This is a genomic window from Streptomyces sp. NPDC044719, assembly GCF_056433405.1.
Window position 1 is genome coordinate 549,519 of sequence record NZ_JBWKHE010000004.1, and the last position, 19,881, is coordinate 569,399.

21 protein-coding genes are annotated in these 19,881 nt (G+C 70.0%); 13 read left to right on the forward strand and 8 right to left on the reverse strand.

The window, feature by feature from the left end; translation table 11 throughout:
* Positions 1-32 precede the first annotated feature (32 nt).
* Positions 33-1,388 (reverse strand): M20/M25/M40 family metallo-hydrolase, encoded by a 1,356-nt coding sequence (locus AC07DF_RS18505; RefSeq protein ID WP_478971916.1) that lies wholly within the window; start codon positions 1,386-1,388, stop codon positions 33-35.
* A gap of 133 nt (positions 1,389-1,521) precedes the next feature.
* Here AC07DF_RS18505 and AC07DF_RS18510 point away from each other — a divergent pair, with 133 nt between their 5' ends.
* Positions 1,522-2,763 (forward strand): geranylgeranyl reductase family protein, encoded by a 1,242-nt coding sequence (locus AC07DF_RS18510; RefSeq protein ID WP_478971918.1) that lies wholly within the window; start codon positions 1,522-1,524, stop codon positions 2,761-2,763.
* Here AC07DF_RS18510 and AC07DF_RS18515 read toward each other — a convergent pair.
* A complete protein-coding gene (locus AC07DF_RS18515; RefSeq protein WP_478971920.1) occupies positions 2,747-3,196 on the reverse strand; it encodes a nitroreductase family deazaflavin-dependent oxidoreductase in 450 nt (149 codons plus the stop codon). The two genes, AC07DF_RS18510 and AC07DF_RS18515, sit on opposite strands and share 17 nt — an antisense overlap.
* A gap of 183 nt (positions 3,197-3,379) precedes the next feature.
* Between AC07DF_RS18515 and AC07DF_RS18520 the strand changes: the two genes are divergently transcribed.
* Positions 3,380-4,114 (forward strand): TetR/AcrR family transcriptional regulator, encoded by a 735-nt coding sequence (locus AC07DF_RS18520; protein WP_478971922.1) that lies wholly within the window; start codon positions 3,380-3,382, stop codon positions 4,112-4,114.
* Positions 4,115-4,160: 46 nt separating this feature from the next.
* Here the strand turns inward: AC07DF_RS18520 and AC07DF_RS18525 are convergent, their stop codons facing one another.
* Positions 4,161-5,369 carry a hypothetical protein gene (locus AC07DF_RS18525; protein WP_478971924.1) on the reverse strand — a complete coding sequence of 403 codons (1,209 nt, stop codon included), beginning with the start codon at positions 5,367-5,369 and terminating at the stop codon, positions 4,161-4,163.
* 116 nt (positions 5,370-5,485) lie between these two features.
* Here AC07DF_RS18525 and AC07DF_RS18530 point away from each other — a divergent pair, with 116 nt between their 5' ends.
* Genes AC07DF_RS18530 through AC07DF_RS18545 form a run of 4 tightly spaced genes read left to right on the forward strand, consistent with a single transcriptional unit; the run spans position 5,486 to position 7,954 of the window.
* Complete coding sequence (locus AC07DF_RS18530; RefSeq protein WP_020276192.1) at positions 5,486-5,656, forward strand: hypothetical protein; 171 nt, start codon at positions 5,486-5,488, stop codon at positions 5,654-5,656.
* 51 nt (positions 5,657-5,707) lie between these two features.
* Positions 5,708-5,884, forward strand: a complete 177-nt coding sequence (locus tag AC07DF_RS18535; protein ID WP_478971926.1) for a hypothetical protein — start codon at positions 5,708-5,710, stop codon at positions 5,882-5,884.
* A gap of 43 nt (positions 5,885-5,927) precedes the next feature.
* Positions 5,928-6,107 (forward strand): hypothetical protein, encoded by a 180-nt coding sequence (locus tag AC07DF_RS18540; protein ID WP_391105544.1) that lies wholly within the window; start codon positions 5,928-5,930, stop codon positions 6,105-6,107.
* Entirely contained in the window at positions 6,104-7,954 is a 1,851-nt protein-coding gene (locus tag AC07DF_RS18545) for an HEXXH motif domain-containing protein (protein WP_478971928.1), read from the forward strand. Before AC07DF_RS18540 ends, AC07DF_RS18545 begins: the two co-directional genes overlap by 4 nt.
* Here the strand turns inward: AC07DF_RS18545 and AC07DF_RS18550 are convergent.
* Positions 7,924-8,835: a hypothetical protein gene (locus tag AC07DF_RS18550; RefSeq protein WP_478971930.1), complete on the reverse strand. Its 912-nt coding sequence runs from the start codon at positions 8,833-8,835 to the stop codon at positions 7,924-7,926. The two genes, AC07DF_RS18545 and AC07DF_RS18550, sit on opposite strands and share 31 nt — an antisense overlap.
* 193 nt (positions 8,836-9,028) lie before the next feature.
* Between AC07DF_RS18550 and AC07DF_RS18555 the strand changes: the two genes are divergently transcribed.
* Both AC07DF_RS18555 and AC07DF_RS18560 read left to right on the forward strand, forming a co-directional pair.
* Positions 9,029-10,252 carry a sensor histidine kinase gene (locus AC07DF_RS18555; RefSeq protein ID WP_478971932.1) on the forward strand — a complete coding sequence of 408 codons (1,224 nt, stop codon included), beginning with the start codon at positions 9,029-9,031 and terminating at the stop codon, positions 10,250-10,252.
* A gap of 37 nt (positions 10,253-10,289) precedes the next feature.
* Entirely contained in the window at positions 10,290-10,955 is a 666-nt protein-coding gene (locus AC07DF_RS18560; RefSeq protein WP_382487915.1) for a response regulator, read from the forward strand.
* 93 nt (positions 10,956-11,048) lie between these two features.
* Here AC07DF_RS18560 and AC07DF_RS18565 read toward each other — a convergent pair whose 3' ends face one another.
* A complete protein-coding gene (locus tag AC07DF_RS18565; protein WP_478971934.1) occupies positions 11,049-11,942 on the reverse strand; it encodes a class I SAM-dependent methyltransferase in 894 nt (297 codons plus the stop codon).
* Positions 11,943-12,056: 114 nt separating this feature from the next.
* Here AC07DF_RS18565 and AC07DF_RS18570 point away from each other — a divergent pair, with 114 nt between their 5' ends.
* From AC07DF_RS18570 to AC07DF_RS18585, 4 genes are read left to right on the forward strand one after another with little or no spacing between them, the layout of a single operon-like run.
* Positions 12,057-13,052 (forward strand): branched-chain amino acid ABC transporter permease, encoded by a 996-nt coding sequence (locus tag AC07DF_RS18570; RefSeq protein ID WP_478971936.1) that lies wholly within the window; start codon positions 12,057-12,059, stop codon positions 13,050-13,052.
* A 10-nt stretch (positions 13,053-13,062) separates the two neighbouring features.
* Entirely contained in the window at positions 13,063-14,055 is a 993-nt protein-coding gene (locus tag AC07DF_RS18575; protein ID WP_478971938.1) for a branched-chain amino acid ABC transporter permease, read from the forward strand.
* On the forward strand, positions 14,045-14,947 hold the full coding sequence (locus AC07DF_RS18580) for an ABC transporter ATP-binding protein (RefSeq protein ID WP_478971940.1): 903 nt from the start codon (positions 14,045-14,047) through the stop codon (positions 14,945-14,947). Before AC07DF_RS18575 ends, AC07DF_RS18580 begins: the two co-directional genes overlap by 11 nt.
* On the forward strand, positions 14,947-15,687 hold the full coding sequence (locus tag AC07DF_RS18585; protein WP_478971942.1) for an ABC transporter ATP-binding protein: 741 nt from the start codon (positions 14,947-14,949) through the stop codon (positions 15,685-15,687). Before AC07DF_RS18580 ends, AC07DF_RS18585 begins: the two co-directional genes overlap by 1 nt.
* A gap of 22 nt (positions 15,688-15,709) precedes the next feature.
* Here the strand turns inward: AC07DF_RS18585 and AC07DF_RS18590 are convergent, their stop codons facing one another.
* Both AC07DF_RS18590 and AC07DF_RS18595 read right to left on the reverse strand, forming a co-directional pair.
* The gene (locus AC07DF_RS18590) at positions 15,710-16,957 is read right to left on the reverse strand and encodes an ABC transporter substrate-binding protein (RefSeq protein WP_478971944.1); all 1,248 of its coding nucleotides are present in this window, start codon (positions 16,955-16,957) and stop codon (positions 15,710-15,712) included.
* Positions 16,958-17,137: 180 nt separating this feature from the next.
* Positions 17,138-18,619 carry an MFS transporter gene (locus tag AC07DF_RS18595; RefSeq protein WP_478971946.1) on the reverse strand — a complete coding sequence of 494 codons (1,482 nt, stop codon included), beginning with the start codon at positions 18,617-18,619 and terminating at the stop codon, positions 17,138-17,140.
* Between the two features lie 86 nt (positions 18,620-18,705).
* Between AC07DF_RS18595 and AC07DF_RS18600 the strand changes: the two genes are divergently transcribed.
* A complete protein-coding gene (locus AC07DF_RS18600) occupies positions 18,706-19,101 on the forward strand; it encodes a MarR family winged helix-turn-helix transcriptional regulator (protein WP_382487930.1) in 396 nt (131 codons plus the stop codon).
* A 36-nt stretch (positions 19,102-19,137) separates the two neighbouring features.
* Here the strand turns inward: AC07DF_RS18600 and AC07DF_RS18605 are convergent, their stop codons facing one another.
* A complete protein-coding gene (locus AC07DF_RS18605) occupies positions 19,138-19,866 on the reverse strand; it encodes a maleylpyruvate isomerase family mycothiol-dependent enzyme (protein ID WP_478971949.1) in 729 nt (242 codons plus the stop codon).
* Positions 19,867-19,881 lie beyond the last annotated feature (15 nt).

Consider the following 19,881-nt stretch of genomic DNA (forward strand, 5'->3'; position numbering starts at 1 on the left):
GCGGACGAGGGTCTCTGCTGAGGGCAGAGCGGTCAGCTCGCCGCGTAGGTGCGCAGGAACAGCGCCTCCGCCACCGACAGCCGCTCCAGTTCCTCCGGCGACACGCTCTCGTTCACCGCGTGGATCTGGGCCTCCGGCTCGCTCAGCCCGATGAGCAGGATCTCCGCACGCGGGTAGAGGGAGGCGAGGGTGTTGCACAGCGGGATGGAGCCGCCCTGGCCCGCGTACTGCATCTCCTGGCCCGGGTACGCCACCGCCATCGCGGCGGCCATGGCCTGGTAGGCCGGGCTGGTGGTGTCGGCGCGGAAGGGCTGGCCCTCGCCGATCTGCTCGGTGCTCACCCGCGCGCCCCACGGCGTGTGCGCCTCCAGGTGCGCCTGGAGCAGCTTGGTCGCCGCGCCCGCGTCCACGCCCGGCGGCACCCGCAGGCTGATCAGCGCACGGGCACTCGACTGCACGGACGGGGTCGCGCCGACGACGGGCGGGCAGTCGATGCCGATGACCGTGACGGCGGGGCGCGACCAGATACGGTCGGCGACCGTGCCGGACCCGATCAGCTCGACGCCGTCCAGCACCTTGGCGTCCTGCCGGAACTGCTCCTCGTCGTACTGCAACCCCTCCCAGGCCGTGTCCGAGGCGAGCCCCTCGACGGTCGTCGAACCGTCCTCGGCGCGCAGCGAGTCCAGGACGCGGATCAGGGCGGCGAGCGCGTCGGGCGCGGCACCGCCGAACTGGCCCGAGTGCAGATTGCCCGCGAGCGTGTCGACGGTGACGCGGACGAGGGTCATACCGCGCAGCGTGGTGGTCACCGTCGGCAGGCCGACGCGGAAGTTGCCCGCGTCGCCGATGACGATCGTGTCGGCCTCCAGCAGGTCCGGGTGCTCCTCGGCGTACCGCTCGAGACCGCCCGTGCCCTGCTCCTCCGAGCCCTCGACGATCACCTTGACGTGGACGGGCACGCCGCCGTTCGCCTTCAGCGCCCGCAGCGCCAGCAGGTGCATGATCACACCGCCCTTGCAGTCGGCGGAGCCGCGCCCGTACCAGCGTCCGTCCCGCTCGGTCAGCTCGAACGGCGGAGTGGTCCAGCCGGCCTCGTCCAGCGGCGGCTGCACGTCGTAGTGGGCGTAGAGCAGGACGGTCTTCGCACCCGCCGGGCCGGGGAGGTACCCGTAGACCGACTGCGTCCCGTCGGGGGTGTCGAGCAGGGCCACGTCCTGGAAGCCCTCGGCGCCGAGCGCGTCCGCGATCCAGCGGGCGGCTCCCTCGCTCTCGCTCCTCGGGAACTGGTCGAAGTCCGCCACCGACCGGAAGGCCACCAGTTCGGTGAGCTCCGCCATCGCCGCCGGCATCAGCGAGGCGACGGTCTCGGCGACCGGATTCGGCGACATGGGCACGCTCCTTGTGGGTGCGACGTTGAAGAGCTGGGTGCTGTAGATCCTCCCACAGCGGGCTGTGACCAGGTCCGCCGTAGGATGCGGGAGACAGCAGGGCAGGCGGCTTGATCGGGAGCAGTAGACCATCGTGAGCAGCGAGAACTCTTCGGCGGACGACGTGCGGCAGGTGTGGGACGTCGTCGTGGTGGGCGCGGGACCCGCGGGAGCTTCGGCCGCGTACGCGGCGGCGGTCGCCGGGAGACGCGTGCTGTTGCTGGAGAAGGCGGAGCTGCCGCGCTACAAGACGTGCGGCGGCGGCATCATCGGCCCCTCGCGCGACGCCCTCCCGCCCGGCTTCGAGCTGCCGCTCAAGGACCGGGTGCACGCGGTGACGTTCTCGCACAACGGCCGTTTCACGCGGACCCGCCGGTCCAAGCAGATGCTGTTCGGGCTGATCAACCGGCCCGAGTTCGACCAGCAGCTCGTCGAGCACGCGCAGAAGGCGGGCGCCGAACTGCGTACGGGCGTCACCGTCCAGCGGGTCGAGCAGCACGGCTCGGCGGTGCCGGACCGGCGCACGGTCGCCGTCGTCCTGCAAGGTGGCGAGGTCCTGCTCGCGCGGTCGGTCGTCGGGGCGGACGGCAGCGCCAGCCGTATAGGGGCGCATGTCGGTGTCAAGGTCGACCAGGTGGATCTCGGCCTGGAGGCGGAGATCCCGGTGCCGGACACCGTCGCCGAGGACTGGAAGGGGCGGGTGCTCATCGACTGGGGCCCCATGCCCGGCAGCTACGGCTGGGTGTTCCCCAAGGGCGACACACTGACGGTCGGGGTGATCTCGGCGCGGGGTGAGGGCGCCGCGACGAAGCGGTACTTGGAGGACTTCATCGGGCGGCTGGGCCTCGCCGGCTTCGAACCGAGCATCTCCTCCGGGCACTTGACCCGCTGCCGGGCCGACGACTCGCCGCTGTCGCGCGGCCGGGTGCTGGTCTGTGGCGACGCCGCCGGGCTGCTGGAGCCGTGGACCCGCGAGGGCATCTCCTTCGCGCTGCGGTCCGGCCGGCTCGCGGGGGAGTGGGCGGTGCGGATCGCCGAGGCGCATGACGCCGTGGACACACGCCGGCAGGCCCTCAACTACGCGTTCGCGGTCAAGGCCGGGCTCGGCGTGGAGATGAGCGTCGGCAAGCGGCTGCTGACGGTGTTCGAGCGCCGCCCCGGTCTGTTCCACGCGGCGGTGACGGGTTTCCGCCCCGCCTGGAAGGGATTCAAGGACATCACGCGGGGTGCGACGTCGCTGGGCGAGATCGTCCGCACCCATCCGATGGCCCAGCGGGCCCTGACCGCGATGGACCGCCGTCCCGCGACGGGCGGCGAGGTCAGTTCGTCACCGTGATCTCGAAGACCGGGTGGTCCGGGGCGATCCGGCGCAGCTCGTCGTCCGGGGAGTCCGGGCCCACCCCGTTGAAGAAGACCCCGACCTCCGCCTTCCAGCGCTTGAGGTAGGCGCGCAGGATCGGCGTCTTGTCGTCGTCGGCGACCTCGGTCGCGGTGAACGTGTCCACGTGCTTGCCGAGGTGCAGCTCGCCACCACCCGAGGCGCGCATGTTGTGCGTCCACTGGACGTGGCCGCGGGGCGCGACCAGGTACTGCCGGCCGTCCAGGGTCATCAGGTTGACCGGGGTGGTGCGCCACTGGCCGCTCTTGCGGCCGCGGACGGCGAGGACACGGGAGCCCCAGACGCTGATGCCGCGGCGGGTCATCCAGGCCACGAAGCGGTTGAGGACGTTGACGGTGAGCCAGCCGGGCTTCTGGACGTGTGTGGACATGAGGTCCCCTGGTCTCTGTTTGGTGGAGCGGTGCTCTCGTTGTTGTCGACGGGGAAGCGGTGCTCTCTTTTGTGAGCACTGCTCTCTCTCGCTGGGTTCAGTCTGCCTGAGGCCCGTGCTCCAAAGCAAGAGCGCTGCTCTCGTTTGTGTGCGCTGCTCTCCTTTCATGGCACACTTCCTCGCATGACCACCGCACACGGCGCCCGGGCCCGGGCCAGGATCGAAGTCACCGCGGCCATCAAGGACGAGGCCCGCAGACAGCTCGCGGCCGAGGGCGCCGCCAGGCTCTCCCTACGCGCCGTGGCCCGGGAGCTCGGCATGGTCTCCTCCGCGCTGTACCGGTACTTCCCCAGCCGTGACGACCTGCTGACCGCACTCATCATCGACGCGTACGACTCCCTCGGCGAGTCCGCCGAGGCGGCCCACGACACGGTCGCCGGCTCCGGGCCGCGGCAGCGCTGGATCGCCGTGTGCGAGGCGGTGCGGGGCTGGGCCCTGGACCGTCCGCACGAGTACGCGCTCATCTACGGATCACCCGTCCCCGGCTACACCGCCCCCGAGACCACCGTCCCGGCCGCCTCCCGCGTCGGACTGCTGTTCTTCGGCATCGCGCGCGACGCCTACCGCGGCCCGGGTCTCGCCAAGCCGTCGCTGCCGGCCGACCTGCGCCCGGAGGCCGAGCGGATGGCCGCCGACCTGGCGCCGGACCTCCCACCGGAGACGGTGACGGCTCTTGTCGCCGCCTGGGCCCAGTTGTTCGGACTGGTCGGCTTCGAGCTGTTCGGCCAGTTCCACCGGGTGGTGGAGGACCGGGAGACGTTCTTCCGGCACGCGGCGGGGCAACTGGCCCACGGGGTGGGGCTGGTGTATCCGCAGCGGGAGCCTGCCGCGAAGAGCCCAGGGCCTCACAACGACTGAGCCGGCGGCGGCCACGCACCTCCTTGCCGCGGGCAGCACTGCAGCACTAGGGACTGCCGGAAGGCTGGCGGGTCTCAGGGGTCCACCATCCGTGGGGGCCGGGACCTCCGATCAGCGGGCCGTCGGGCCACAGATCAGCGAGGTCGGCCGGATGGAGGGGCCGGTGGTAAGCCGCTCGCAGAACGTTGGCAGCCGTCGCGGGAGGAGCCTCGGCCAGGGCCATGAACCAGTCGAAGCCGGCCGGATATGCCCACAGGTACGTCCGCAGCAGCGGATCCGCGCCCCGGTCAGCGAGCATGTCCGCGATCTGGGTGTCGTTCCAGAAGGGCACTCGTGACACAGCGTGGGCCGCGCAGGCATCGGCACTCACGCCGGAATTGATGGCCACGTGCAACTCTGCGCACACCAGTTGCAGATAGTGCTCCAGGCGCACGCGTGTCATCAGCTGGTGGTCGTCGGCGGCGACGAACAGAGGCAGCGACTGTGCCAGCCCTTCGAGAACCACCTGACAGGGCGAGTGCACCGTGAGCAGCGGCAGCCACTCCTGCTCGCCCCTCGCGTAGGCCGCGTGGAACCCCGCGCTCTGCAACCCGTGGCCGAGAACCTCATGGAGCGCGAACAGCCTGGCCTGAACGACGGTGAGGGCCGCCCGTTCGAGATTGATGCGCAGTCGCACGGTCCGCCCGGCTCCATCCAGCCAGTATGACCAGTAGGCATCGACCCGAACCGCTTCGATGGTCAAGTCATACGGCGCCGTCGCACCAACCGCAGTACGTACGCGCTGCTCGAACGAGGCCGCCTCACGGCTGACCGCTTCGGCCGCCGCTTCAGGGGTGATGACGCCCTCGGCGCGATTCAGGTCGTGGGCGGTATTCGGCCCCCAGGCGATCCCGGCGTCGGCCAGAAGGCGGCGAGCCTCATCACCGCGCTCCCTGACGTAGTCGGCCGGCCAGCCTCGTGTGCCGCAGCCCTGGGTCCGGCGCACGTAGGTGTCAAAGGCAAGGTGCTCGCCGAGCAGTGTGGAGAGGTAGGCGAGCTGAGCCTGGATCTCCCGCACAAGACGGCCGTCGGCCACCTTCCGGGCGCGGTCGAGGAGCCAACGCAGACGCCGCAATGCTTCGAGCCTGCCCAGCGCCGCCGGGGCCGGCGCGGGCGCGCAGTCGAAGTCGATGACCGGCGAGTTTCCCCGTTCGGTCTCGTATCGGTGCCAACCGCGAAGAACTTGTTCCAGTGCCTCGTACAGAGTCTCGCTCATGGCAGTGCGGCTCCGATGTGTGGCCGACGACAGGGCTTCCGGGCTTTCCTGGGTGGAGTCATACTCGGATGATGAGCGACCTCGGACTGCTCGCCCAGTGAAGGACGGAGAATCCCTTGGAAACTCAACTGCCCGACCTGAGCGGTGTGATGATGACAGATCTTGCTCATGCGAGCGATGAACAAACGATGGCCGCCCTCAACTGGGTGATCGGGCAGTGCGATCGTACGCCGTCCGTTTGTGCCGGTGGCGGTGAACCGGGCGGGGGAGCAGAGCGTATCGGCTGACCGTCCATCACCGTCTCACCGCCTCACCGCATTACGGGTAGGGGAGCTGTCGTGATCGAATCGCAGATGCCGGATCTCACCGTTGTTCGACTTCGAGATGTCCTCGGCCTTGACGATATCGCTGTGCGTCGTGGGCTTGTGTGGGTCGGTATGCAGGTGGACAAGGTGCCGGCGATCGCCGTGTCCAACGACGACACGGGCGGTGGCGGCGCTGAGCGCATCGGCTGACTGTCCATGACCGCCTCACCGCATTCCTGGTAGGGGAGCTGACGTGATCGAATCGCAGATGCCGGATCTCACGGCTGTTCGACTTCGCGACGTCCTCGGCACTGACGACACCGCTGTGCGTCGCGGGGCTGAGTGGGTCGGTATGCAGGTTGAGGGGGTGCCGGCGATCGCCGCGTCCGGCGAGGGGGGCGGACAAGGCGGTGGCGCGGAGCGTATCGGTTGACGGGCACAGGGATTTCCAGTCATCGCGTCCCCCTGAGCACCCTCGACGCCATCGCCCGCGGAGCCGCGGGCCCCGATGTCGTCCACGAGATCAGGAAGGCCGAGCGCAGCCGTACGCTGCTGTTGTTACGTGCCATTCGGGACGAAGCCGCCTCGTCTTCGCAGACCCAAGGTCCTCTCCCGCCGACCGAGTCGGCCTGGCAGGTGCTGGATCGCGTCCAGCAGAGCGCACCAGCGGCGCTGGAGACCGTGCTGTCGTACCCGTATGTCGCCGGGTGGGCCGGCTTCACGTTGCGCCATCTGCGCCGCGGGCACCCGACGGATCCCACCCCGGCGTGGGTCCACCTCGGTCAACTGCACAGCATCGCCGCTGCGGCCGCCCTTCACGCGGGGATCGATGTGGACGTACGAGTCCCGGCCCGGAGCGGGACTGTCTCGCTGCCCACCCTGGGCGCGGCCTTTTCGCCGGCCGGCCGCGTCGATCAGTGGTCCGTGGCCCGAATCCGGTCCTGCGATCGGGATCGCCGTATCGACATCGGCGACAACACGGTACGACTGCCGCCTGACCTCTCGCAGGACGCCACCGGGTGGTGGGCACTGCGGCGCATCACGTGCCGGGAGGGCTCACACGTTCTGTCCTTGCGGCTGGACGACCTGGATCCGTACCGCGGACTCTACGAGACGCTCGATCCACATCGCCTCGACGATGCCGAGGTCACCAGGTGGCAGGGCATGCTCGACGGGGCCTGGCACCTCGTGTGCCGTCACATTCCCGACAAGGCGCAGGCGATGAGCGCCGGTCTGGACGTCGTGGCCCCACGTCCTTCCACCAGCCGCTTTCCGCTCATCTCCGCCTCCAGCGGCGAGGCCTTCGCCGGTATCAACGTCGCCCGGCCCCACGCGGCTGAGGATCTCGCGGAAATCCTCGTTCACGAGTATCAGCACGTCTTGCTGGGTGGCCTCCTCCACTTGGTCCCCTTGACGCGACAAGACGAGGAGCGACTTCTCTACGCCCCTTGGCGTGACGACCCGCGCCCTGCCGCAGGGTTGCTGCAGGGCGTCTACGCCTTTTTCGGAGTGACGCAGTTCTGGCGGGCCGCGGCCAGATCCGGAGACGACGCGATCGCCGACTTCGCCGCGTTCACCTGCGCGCGATGGCTGGAGCCGACGCTGGAGGCCGCTCGTGCCCTGCTGGCCGACCGGACTGTGACCAAAGCCGGTCGTCGCTTTCTCGAGGGGATCGCGGAACAGCTCGTCACCTGGGCAGACGTCTCTCCGCAGCATCGTGTGGCGGAGGTCGTGACCGCCGATCACCGGGCCGGATGGCGCCTGCGCCATCTGCGACCCGATCCTGGTGTCGTGGCCGGTCTGGCCCGCGCATGGCAGGAGCCGGATGAGGATGGCGCACCAGGCCGATGCACAGAATCACTTGTATCGCAGCCCGACGGCCCGTGGTCCCTCGCTCGCGTCGATCTCCTGCGGTGTGTGGTCCGGGAGGGCTCGTCCTCCGTGAACCCGGCTCTGGCTGAGTCGACCGGAGCGACAGTCGCCGACCTCGCGCTCGCCGACGGCCGTTACGCCGACGCCCTGGACGGCTACCGCGCGGAGATCGCAGATGACCCGGACCACCCCCCGTCCTGGATCGGCTTCGCGTTGGCCTGGTCCTGCCTCGCGTCCGGGCCCGGACCCACGCTGTTGCTGCAACGACCCCAACTCGTACGAGCGGTCCACCGGCTGCTGAGGGCTAGGACGGAAGCGCCGCAACCAGACACGCTCGCCACCTGGCTCGCAGACCGTCTCGCCACAGGCGCCGACAACTATGAGCGTCCGCGTACGGGAATGGCGTAGCGGTATCCGAGTTTGGCCTGCGCCGTCTTCCACCGCACGCCGTCAGCGGTCCGGCAGTACCGGGACTGCAACTGGGACTCGGGGGCGTCGGGCATTTCCATGCCCAACTGCTGCGCTTCCACACGGTTCTGCGCATAGGGCGAAGAGGAAATGGTGAGGCCGTCGCGGCCGGTGATCGTGACTTCGAGGCTCTCGGTGACGTATGAGACGTCGGTATAGCACTTCTCCTCGCGCTCGACAAAACCGAAAGCACCGCAGAGTTCCAGCTCGACCGTGAAGGAGCAACGAGTGCGGCCCGGATCCAGGGAAACAGGTACGCGAACGGCGCCGGACTCGACCAGCCGTCCGTCAAGTGCCGTCGGGTCGGCCGGTATCTTGCGCTCCCTTCGTATGAAGGCGATGGTCGGATCGGACTCCACACCGTCCACACTGACGCGAAGCACCGAAACGCTCGTCCATGCCGGATTCTCCGGAGGTACCTCCGCGATCATCGGGAAGGAAATCCATGGCACCACCGCGGCGTTCGGCGATTCGACATCGCACGAAATTCTCAACGTCGCATTTCCGTCGCCCGAGATGACGAAGGTGTCGTGTCGATGGCGGAACCGGATGAGCTGGGGCACGTACGCTTCCAGGTCTCGCAGATGTGCCAGGTCGCGCACTCCTTTGCGGATGCGGTCGGCCAGCAGCCATACGGCGACCAGGCCGGTTGCGATGGAGGCGGTGATCAGTAACCACGTGAGTACGAGGAAGAGCGCGGTTTGCGAGGCGCTGGACCTCAGACTCACCAGCGTTCCCGCGATGGTGAGCACAATCGATACCACTGCAGAAATGAACGCCGCGAGGGGCGCGCTGACCCCGTCGTCACGTGGCTGCCCCACACTGCTCTCCCCCCGGTACATGCCGTGCCGCCATTGTCGCTTCGGCAGTAGTCTCGTGACCAGCCGAGCACACAAAGTCATGCAACGTCTCGGCTGGCGAGGCCGCCCATGCGGACGTACTTCCCGGGGAGTACGCGTGATCACCACGCCTGGGTGACGCCGCTGCGGGCAGGCGGCGTCTAGCGTGGCCGGTATGGACGAGCAGCGCGCGCGGGGTGGCCCGCCGCAGTGGTGGCGCCACGGGCCTCCGTGGTGGGACCGGTGGGGGGAGGGGGAGCGTGCGCCCCGGTGGCCTTGGCGGTCCACCGTCGCCGTCACGGTCTTCGTGCTGGTCGGCTCGAACTTCGCCGCCCACGGTCAGGAGGGCGAGCGGGCGGACCTGGACCTCTTCGCACGAGTGCTGCTGCTGGCGGCCGGGGGGCTGCTGCTGTGGCGGAAGCGGTATCCGATGGCCGTGGTCTTCGGCACGGCGGGCGCCGTCATGCTCTACCTCGGGGCCGGCTATCCGTACGGGCCGGTGCTCTTCACCGTCGCTCTGGCGTGCTTCAGTGCGATCGTCGCCGGGCACCGCTGGGCGGCATGGGCCGCGATGGGAACGCTCTGGGCCGGGCACGTCCTGGTGGCGCACTGGCTCTATCAGTGGCTGCCGCCGTCGGGGGACTCCGCCGTCTCCTGGGGCGAGGAGATCGTCGTCGCCACCTGGGTGGTGGCGATCGCGGCGGTGTCGGAGCTGTTCCGGGTCCGCCGCGAGCAGTGGGCCCGGGAGCGTGCCGAACGTGCCGAGGCCGCGCGGCGGCGGGCCGACGAGGAGCGGCTGCGGATCGCGCAGGAGCTGCACGACGTCCTCGCGCACAGCATCTCCGTGATCAATGTGCAGGCGGGGGTCGGCCTCGCGCTCCTCGACACCGACCCCGAGCAGGCCCGTACGGCGCTCACCACGATCAAGGACCAGAGCAAGGAGGCACTCGGCGAGGTACGCCAGGTGCTCGACACCCTGCGCGCTCCCGGTGCCGCGCCCCGCGCTCCGGCGCCCGGGCTCGACCGGCTGCCCGAGCTGGTGGAGCAGGCGGCGAGCGCGGGTCTCACGGTCGAGGTGGAAGGCGAGCCGCCGCGCCTCCCGCCCGGCACGGACCTCGCCGCCTTCCGGATCGTCCAGGAGGCCCTGACCAACGTCGTACGGCACTCGGGTTCGCGGCACGCGCGCGTGCACCTCGCGCAGGACGCGGACGCGCTGCGGCTGCGGGTCGACGACGACGGGCCCGCCACCGCCGCCGACGCGGGCGGCAGCGGCAACGGGCTGGTCGGTATGCGGGAGCGGGCCGCCGCCCTGGGTGGCACCATCGAGGCGGGGCCCCGCCCGGACGGCGGTTTCCGGGTGCTCGCCGTACTGCCGCTGACGGCGTCCGCCGGCACATGAGCCGCAAGCGGACCGCAGGACGACGCAAGGAGGACCGGTGATTCGCGTACTGCTCGCCGATGACCAGTCACTGGTCCGGGCAGGGTTCAGGGCGCTGCTCGACGCGCAGCCGGACATCGAGGTGGCCGCGGAGGCCGCCGACGGCGAGGAGGCCGTGCGGCGGATCCGCGAACTGCGGCCCGACGTCGTCCTGATGGACATCCGCATGCCGGCGCTCGACGGCCTGGCCGCGACCAGGAGGGTCACCGGAGACGCTGGGCTGAAGGACGTCAAGGTGGTCATGCTCACCACCTTCGAACTCGACGAGTACGTCTTCGAGGCGATTCGCTCGGGCGCCTCCGGCTTCCTGGTCAAGGACACCGAGCCGGACGAACTCCTGCGCGCGGTACGGGCGGTGGTGGCCGGCGACGCACTGCTGTCACCGGGGGTGACGCGCCGGCTGATCGCCGAGTTCGCGGCCCGCTCCAAGGAGCCCGCTGCGGCAGACGCCCTGGCCGGGCTCACGGAGCGGGAGCGGGAGGTGATGGCCCTGGTCGGCATCGGCCTGTCCAACGAGGAGATCGCCCGCCGTCTCGTCGTCAGCCCGCTCACCGCGAAGACCCACGTCAGCCGCACCATGGTGAAGCTCGGCGCCCGTGACCGGGCCCAACTGGTCGTGCTCGCCTACGAGTCGGGTCTTGTGCGGCCGGGCTGGCTGGGCTGAACCGCCGACCGGACCGGACCAGCACACTGACGACCCGGGCGAAGAAGAGCACGGGCGCGAGCACCATGCCCTCGTGACTCGTCATACGGCGAGTCAAAGCAGGGGTTTGTCGAGGACGTACGCCGTGTAGCGGGTGACGCGCCCGATGGCCCGGTGAGCTCGGACCACGGCGATGACCTCGTCCCAGTCCTGTGCGTCGAGTGTTCTGAGGCCGGGCCACCGCACGCACAGGGCCTGCCGGCCGGCCCGGGTGGACGCGGTGCCGACGAACAAGGCACAGAGCTGGGCCGCCCTGTGGAGTACGGGAGTGGTCCAGTCGAGGATCCGCCGTATGGTGAAGCCGGCGGCGGAGGCCATCAGCGGGTACCGCTCGTACGGTTCGATGGAGTCGAAGCGCCAGGTCGCGCGTACGAGGCCGTCCGGGTCGAGGGTCTCGATCGGCTGATCCGTACGGGACGTGACATCCACGAGGACGAGCCGGCCTCCTGGGCGGAGCAGCCGGAAGCTTTCGCTCAGGAACGACCTACGGCCCTCATGGCCGAAGTGGAAGGCGGCCTCCAGGCAGTGCGCTCGATCGAAGGAACCATCCGTCAGCGGGATCTCCGCTGCCTGGTCCGGCAGAGCCGTGGCGTCGGCGACGGCGAAACGCGCGCTGTCGCCGAAGCGGCGACGTGCCTGGTCGATCTGCGCGGGCTGGATGTCCACCCCCAGCGCCCGGCATCCCGCGGCGCCCAGGCGCGCAGTGGTGTCACCGCGACCGCATCCGGCGTCCAGGACGAGCTGTCCCGGCCGGGCGTCCAGCAAGGCCAGCGACCGTCGAGCCAGGCGGCGCTGAAAGGGCACCGGCCCGGCCAGGACCACGATCGGCAGGGTGGGCAGCGTGAACCAGCCGATGTCGACCAGGCTGTCCCAGCCGAGGTGTCGCAGTACCCGGAAGAGCACGCTGTCGTCGCCGTACGCGCTCTCGAGGTCTCCGCTGTCAGCCATCCCGCATCCTCCGCTGTCCGTGGGCACCCACCCCGGGCGCACTGTCCGTGTCACCGCCCCGACCTGCGCTTACACTGAGCACATAAGGGACGTTCGTGACGTACCGGAACCACCGTGCGCTATCAGCGGATGCTCGTGACGGCCCTCGCCCTGGTCCTCGTGATGGTGCCCGCGATCTCCACGCGTGCACAGGGTGAGGAAGTCCCGCGCGGTCCCACGTTCGCCGCGCGCGCTCTGCAGGCGCTGATCGACGGTGTCCAGTTCGGGGTCATCATCGCGATCACGTCGGTCGGGCTCTCGCTGATCTTCGGAACCATCCACCTGATCAATTTCGCGCACGGTGAGTTCGTCACGATCGGCGCCACCTTCGCGTTCTTCCTCAACGTCTCCGCGGCCGGCCCGAACTGGCACCTGATCCCCGCCGCCCTCGCCGCGGTGGTCTTCGGCGCCCTGCTGGGCGGGGCGGTCGATCGCGGCATCTGGCGGCCGCTGCGGGCCCGGGGCACCGGCCTGATCAACATGTTCATCGTCACCATCGGGCTCTCGCTGCTCCTGCGCCACGTCGTGCTCGTGCTGTACGGAACCCGGCCCGCCTCCTACGCCCAGTACGACATCCAGAGCACGATCGGCCTCGGGCCGGCCGGCATCACCCCGCGGGACCTCACCGTCACCCTGCTCTCCGTCCTGGTGCTGCTCGGCGTCGCCGCGCTCCTGCAGAAGACGCGGATCGGCACGGCCGTGCGGGCCGTCTCCGCCAACCGTGACCTCGCGGAGGCGTCGGGCATCGACGTGCAGCGGGTGGTGCTGTTCGTGTGGATGCTCGCCGGTGGGCTGGCCGCGCTCGGCGGGGTCTTCTTCGGCCTGGTCGAGATCGTCACCTGGGACATGGGCTTCAAGCTCCTGCTGCTCATGTTCGCCGGGGTCATCCTCGGCGGGCTCGGCTCCGCCTACGGTGCCATGGTCGGCAGCCTCGTCATCGGCGTCGTCGCCCAGATGTCCACCCTGTGGTTCCCGGTCGACCTGCAGTACGCGTGGGCGCTGCTCGTCCTCATCGTCGTCCTCCTCGTCCGGCCGCAGGGCATCCTCGGGCGGGCCGAACGCGTCGGGTGAGGGGTGCGCCATGGACTTCTCCGCCATCCTCTCCGACGCCCTGCGCTCGGGAATCGGCCCCATCGCCGCCGTCTTCGCGCTCGCCGCGATGGGGCTGAACCTGCACTTCGGCTACACGGGGCTGCTCAACTTCGGCCAGGTCGGCTTCATGCTGGTGGGCGGCTACGGGCTCGCCATCACGGTGTCGACGTACGACGGCCCGATGTGGTTCGGCGTCCTGGGCGGAATCGCCTGCGCGATCGTGCTGGCCCTGCTCCTCGGACTGCCCACTCTGCGGCTGCGCGCCGACTACCTCGCGATCACCACCATCGCGGCCGGGGAGGCGCTACGGCTGTTCTACCGCTCCAGCTGGGCCGAGCCGGTCACCGGTGGGGTGTTCGGGCTGCAGAGGTTCGCGAACGACTTCTACGAGCTCAACCCCATCGAGCCCGGCACCTACGGCATCTGGCTCGTGAGGTTCAGTTCCCGCGACCTCTGGGTGATGATCGTCGGATGGGCGCTGGTGCTCGTGGTCGGAGTTCTGCTCGCCCTGCTGATCCACAGCCCGTGGGGCCGTGTCATCCGGTCGATCCGTGAGGACGAGGTCGCCGCGCGCAGCCTCGGCAAGAACGTCTACGCGTACAAGATCCAGAGCCTTGTGCTCGGCGGCGTCATCGGCGCGGTCGCGGGCATGATGCAGGCGATCCAGGTGCAGTCCGTGAACCCGGACAACTACGATCCGGGAGTCACGTTCTTCCTGTACACACTGCTCGTTCTCGGAGGGGCCGGGCGGATCCTCGGGCCGGTCGTCGGCGCGATCCTGTTCTGGTTCGTCCTCAGCTTCCTCGACAGCGCGCTCCGCCAGGCCATCAACGCCGAGTACATCTCGCCGGACCTCATCTCCACCTCTGAGGTCGGCGCGCTGCGCTTCGCCCTGGTCGGGGTCGCCCTGATCCTGCTGGTCGCGTTCCGGCCGCAGGGGATTCTCGGCAGCCGGAAGGAGATGCTGCTCAGTGGCCGCTGACCGTGTCGTGTCCCCCGCGGGCCGGCTCTCCGCGACCGATCCCGAGCCGGGGGTGCGCAAACCCGACTCCCTGCTGGTCCTGGACCAGGTGACCCGCACCTTCGGCGGCCTCGTCGCTGTGCGGGTCGAGCACCTGGAGGTGCAGCGCGGGGCGATCACGGCGCTCATCGGGCCCAACGGCGCCGGCAAGACCACGTTGTTCAATGTGGTGAGCGGGTTCGACCGGGCCGACGGCGGCCGGTGGTCGTTCGACGGACAGCCGCTCACCGGCTCCCCGGCGCACCGGGTGGCGCGGCGCGGACTGGTCCGTACGTTCCAGCTCACCAGGACGCTCGCCCGGCTCACCGTGCTGGAGAACCTGCTGCTCGCCGCGCCCGGGCAGCGCGGCGAGCGGGTGCTGCCCGCGCTGCTGCGCCCACTGTGGCGCGGGCAGGAGCGGGAGTTCGAGCGCCGGGCCGACGAACTGCTGGACCGGTTCCGGCTCGGCCCCCTGCGCGACGACCACGCCGGGACGCTCTCCGGCGGTCAGCGTAAACTGCTGGAACTGGCCCGCGCGCTGATGACCCGGCCGGTCATGCTCCTGCTCGACGAGCCCATGGCCGGGGTGAACCCCGCGCTGACCCAGTCGCTGCTCGGGCACATCACCCAGCTGCGCGACGAGGGGCTGACGGTGTGCTTCGTGGAGCACGACATGGACGTGGTGATGGGCATCAGCGACTGGGTGGCCGTCATGGCCGACGGGCACTTGGTGGCCGAGGGCCCACCGCACACGATCGGCCGGAACGCCGCCGTCGTGGACGCCTACCTGGGCAAGCGGCACGACGAACCGGATGCGGCCGAAGAGAACGAGCAGGGGAACGAGAAGGAGGGGAGAGGGAAGGAGGAGCAGTGATGTCCGCCGAGAAGCAGGCACCGGTGCTGGCGGCCGACGGCATCGTGGCCGGCTATGTCCCCGGTGTCGACGTGCTGCGCGGATGCAGCGTCGAGGTGCGGCCGGGCGAGGTGGTCGGCGTGATCGGCCCCAACGGCGCCGGCAAGTCGACGCTGGTCAAGGCCGTCTTCGGGCTGCTGCGGGTGCGCGGCGGGACCGTGCGGCTGCGCGGCGAGGACGTGACCGGACGGCCCGCGCACGAACTGGTCCGGCGGGGTGTGGGCTACGTACCGCAGCTGCAGAACGTGTTCCCCACGCTGACCGTCGAGGAGAACCTGCGGATGGGGGTCTATCTGCGGCCAAAGGACCAGGCGCGGCGGGTCGCGGCGGTCGGGGAGCTCTTTCCCGTGCTGGCCGACCGCCGCAAGCAGAAGGCCGGCGCGATGTCCGGCGGCGAACGCCAGATGCTCGCGATGGCCCGCGCGCTGATGATGGAGCCGCAGCTGCTCCTGCTCGACGAGCCGTCGGCAGGCCTGTCACCGCTCCATCAGGACCACGTCTTCGACCGGTGCAGGATGATCAACAGCGCGGGCGTCGCCGTGCTCATGGTCGAGCAGAACGCCCGCAGGTGCCTGCAGCTCTGCGACCGCGGCTACGTCCTCGACCAGGGCCGCAACGCGTACACCGGCACGGGTACGGCCCTGCTGCACGACGAGAAGGTGATCGAGCTCTACCTCGGCACGCTCGCCCGCGTCCGTTGACTCCCGCTGTCGGTCCTCCCGGTCACTGTTCGGCCCTGCTGGTCTCGGTACGCAGGGTCTGCAGCTTGCCCTCGTCGTTGTAGCCGTAGACCTCGATCGACGCCTGGCCGGGTTCGCCCTTGTCGGTGAAGTTCAGCGGACCGCTCACACCCTCGTAGTCGATGTCCCTGCCGTCGGCGAGCAGCTCCTTGCAGGCGGCGAACGAGTTGCACTTCTCGCCGTCCTTGGTGATCCCGTTCATCTCCTTCACGTACTCGCCCGGATCGTCGGACTCCGCCTTCTCGGCGGCGAGCGCGATCGTCGTCGCGCAGTCGAACACCTGCGGTGCGAACTGCAGCTCCTTCAGATCAGGCGCGAATTCCTGGAGGTCCTTCACGTACTGCTCGTTCGACGCCGAGGCCGGCGCGGTCCCCTTCATCCCGGAGAGCCTCTCCGGCTGGCCAGGGGCGACCAATGAGGGCAGTTCCTCACTGCGCAGACCGTCGGCGCCGTAGACGCCGATCCGGTCGGGCCCGAGTCCGGACTCGATCATGCCCTGCAGGATCTGGGTGCCCTCCTCGAAGGCGATCACCACGGCGGCTTCCGGCCTGGAGTTCTCGATCTGCTGGACGACCTGGTCGAAGTTGGTCGCCTCCGGGTCGTAGGTCTCGGCGAGCGTCACCGTCGCTCCGCGCTCCTCCAGCGTCTCCCGGGTGGCCTCCATCAGGCCGCGCCCGTAGTCGTCCGCCCGTGCGACCAGGGCCACCCGGTCGTGGCCGTCGTCGCGGACGACATCAGCCAGGATGGGCCCCTGCAAGGCGTCGCTCGGGACGGTACGGAAGTAGAAGCCGTCGTCCTCGTAGTCGGTGAAGGTGGGAGCGGTGTTCGACCCGGAACACTGCACGACGCCCGCTCCGGTCACCCGGTCGATGAACGCCAGCGACATGCCGGACGCCGCGGCGCCGACGATCGCGTCCACGCCTGCCGCGAGGACCCGGTCGGCCGACTGTGCGGCAACGGCCTCCTGGCCCGCCTCGTCACTGGAAACCACGGTGGGCACGGGCTTGCCCAGGACCCCGCCGGCGTCGTTGATCTTCTCGATCGCGAACTTCAACGACTCGATCTGGGGCGGGCCGAGGTAGGCCAGCTGTCCTGTCTCCGGCAGGACGTAGCCGAACTGGAGCTCACCATCGCCGGGCTCTGCCTGGGCAGTGCCGGTGGAGCCGCAGACGGCAATCACTAGAGCAGCCGCGCTTGCGAAGATCGCGGACCGCCGTATCGACGCTTTCATCTCCGCCTCCGCTCATTACAGGCCGCGGAGGGTCGACTGGCCGGCCCTCCGCCCGCCATCTGTACACGAGCGTAGAACTCATTCGATGTCCGGAAAAGCGTAAAATGTACACTTTTTCGATTGATTGAGGGTGTGTGCCGCAGTCACCCGGGGCGTCTTGACCGCGGCTGGAGACGCTCCCTAGTCGCGTACCGTGACGCGCTCCGCCTCCCGGGGGCCGGCCTTGGCGACCACGACGGACGGCCGGTCCCGGCGGGTCCGCAGGCCGGTGAGGGTGATCAGCAGGCCGACGAGCGCGATGAGGGTCACGACCATGAGGCCGGGCCGGTAGCTGTCGAGAACGGCCTGAGGTGTGGCGGCGCCCTGCTCCGGGCTGTTCGCGGTCACCACCGCCGTCACCACCGCGAGGAAGATCGCACCGCCCACCTGGACCGAGGTGTTGAGCAGTCCGGAGACCATGCCCTGCTCGTGCTCGTCCACGCCGTTGGTGGCCTGGACGTTGAAGGACGGGAAGGTCAGCGCGAAGCCCGAGCCGACCAGCAGCATCGTCGGCAGGATCACCGAGGCGTACACGGGGTTCAGGTCGATGCGCAGGAACAGGACGTAGCCGGCCACCATCAGGGCGAAGCCGAGCACCATCAGCCGGGCCGTGCCGAACCGGTCGATGACGGCGCCCACCTTCGTCGCGGACAGCGCCACCAGCGCGCCCGCGGGCAGGAATGCCAGAGCCGTGTGCAGTGCGGACCAGCCGAGCAGTTGCTGCATGTACAGGGTGACCAGGAACTGGAAGCCGATGTAGCTGCCGACGAACGTCAACGCACCCAGCTGGGCCCGCACTTGTGGCCCGGAGCGCAGTACCCCGAGCCGGATCAGCGGGCTGGGGCTGCGCAGTTCGACGAGGACGAAGGCCGCCAGCAGTACGGCCACGGCGGCGAAGGACAGGACGGTCCGGGCCGCGGCCCAGCCCACCTCTGGCGCCTCGACGACGGTGAAGACGAGCAGCAGCATCGACGCGGTGCCGAGGACGGCGCCGGGGATGTCGTAGCCGCCCCGGCCGCGCTCGCGCTCACTGCGCGGCAGCAGCTTCAGGCCCACGAACAGCGCGATCAGCGCGATCGGAGCGGGCAGGAGCATGGTGAGCCGCCAGCTGGCCTCCGTGAGGAGCCCGGAGAAGACCAGACCCATCGAGTAGCCGGTGGCGCCGCAGGTGGTGTAGATGGCCAGGGCGCGGTTGCGCAGCGGGCCTTCGGGGAACGTCGTGGTGATGATCGACAGGCCGGCGGGGGCCGTGAAGGCCGCGCTCAGGCCCTTGATGAAGCGGCTGGCGATGAGCAGCGGTCCGGAGTCGACGAGACCGCCGAGCAGTGAGGCCAAGGCGAAGACGCCCAGCGCCACCAGGAAGACCTGGCGCCGGCCCAGCAGGTCGGCGGCCCGTCCGCCGAGGAGCAGCAGCCCGCCGTAGCCGAGGATGTAGCCGCTGACGATCCATTGCAGTGCCGAGGTCGACAGGCCGAGGTCGGCGCCGATGGACGGCAGCGCGACGCCGACCATGGACACGTCCAGGGCGTCCAGGAACATCGCGGCGCAGAGCACCAGCAGGGTGCCCCAGAGCCGTGGAGTCCAACGTCCGTCGGACGTGGGGGTGGTGAGCGGAGAGATCATGCCCGAGACACTACATGCGCATGCATGAGATGCAAGTGCATTTAATTCAGGCGCAATGAACTCGGCTCTCTGTTACGGTGCGGTCCATGGCGGCTAAGCAGGCCGAGCAGGCGCTCGTGGAACAGTGGCGGGACATTCTGGCGCTGCACGCGCGAACACAATGTGAACTCGACCGTGCTCTGCACGGCCACGGCCTGTGCGCCAGCGACTTCGAGGTGCTCGACGTGCTCGCCGGGTGCCGGACTCCGAAGGGCACTCCGTCCTACCGCGTGCAGGAGATCTCCGAGCGGGTCCATCTGAGCCAGAGCGCGCTGTCGCGGCTGATCGCCCGTCTGGAGAAGGAGGGGCTCGTGGAACGCTGCATGTGCTCCGAGGACCGGCGGGGCGTGCAGGTCGCGCTCACGGCCAAGGGGCGCGCGCTGCACGGCGAGGTGCTGCCGGTGCAGCGCGCGGTGCTGGCGCGGATGCTGACGGAGGACTGAGCCGCTCGAGGGCCGAGCCGCCGGGGCGCGGGGCCGTCAGACCCCGGACGCCTCCCGCCACAGCGTGGCGAGCGCCTGGTCGCCCGTGACGTTCGGCAGGGGAGCCCGGTTCCACAGGGCCAGGTACAACTGCTCCGCCGGGCCGGACAGTTCGCACTCCGCCTCGTCCGTCGCGCCCCGCGTGGTCACGGGCGGTTCCGAGGACAGCCGTACGGTCCACACCGCGTCGGTGTCGTCCGTGCGCACGCGCAGGACGCGGGGCTCGGGGGTGCGCACCCGGCTCCTGGAGCGGGCGTGGAAGCCGCGCAGCAGTTCGTCGATGCCGTCGGTCGCGAAGTCCGGGGCGACGGCGGACGGGGCGCCCCCGCGTGCGGCCTCGGCGTCGATCCGGTGCACGGCCGTCTCGTGCGCCTGCCGCCGGGTCCAGAAGGCCAGCGGGGACGGCGCGGGCAGGAAGGCCCAGCACTCCACGTCGGGCGAGGCGCCGGCCAGGGTGTCGACGAGGTGGCGGTGGCTGTCGCGGTACCAGGCCACGAGCTCCGCGCCGTCGAGGTCCGGGGCCTCATCCGGCGGACGGCGCTCGGTGAGACCCTCGGCGACGTACGACGCGGCCCAGCGGTGCACCGCGCCCGTGTGCCGCAGCAGTTCGCGCACGTTCCACTCCGGGCAGGTCGGCACCTTCGCCTCCGTCCCGGCCTCCTCGGCGGCCGCGGCCAGCAGCAGGCCCTCTGACTCCAGCGTGTGCAGGAACTCGGTGGTCTCCATGCGGCGAGTCTGCCG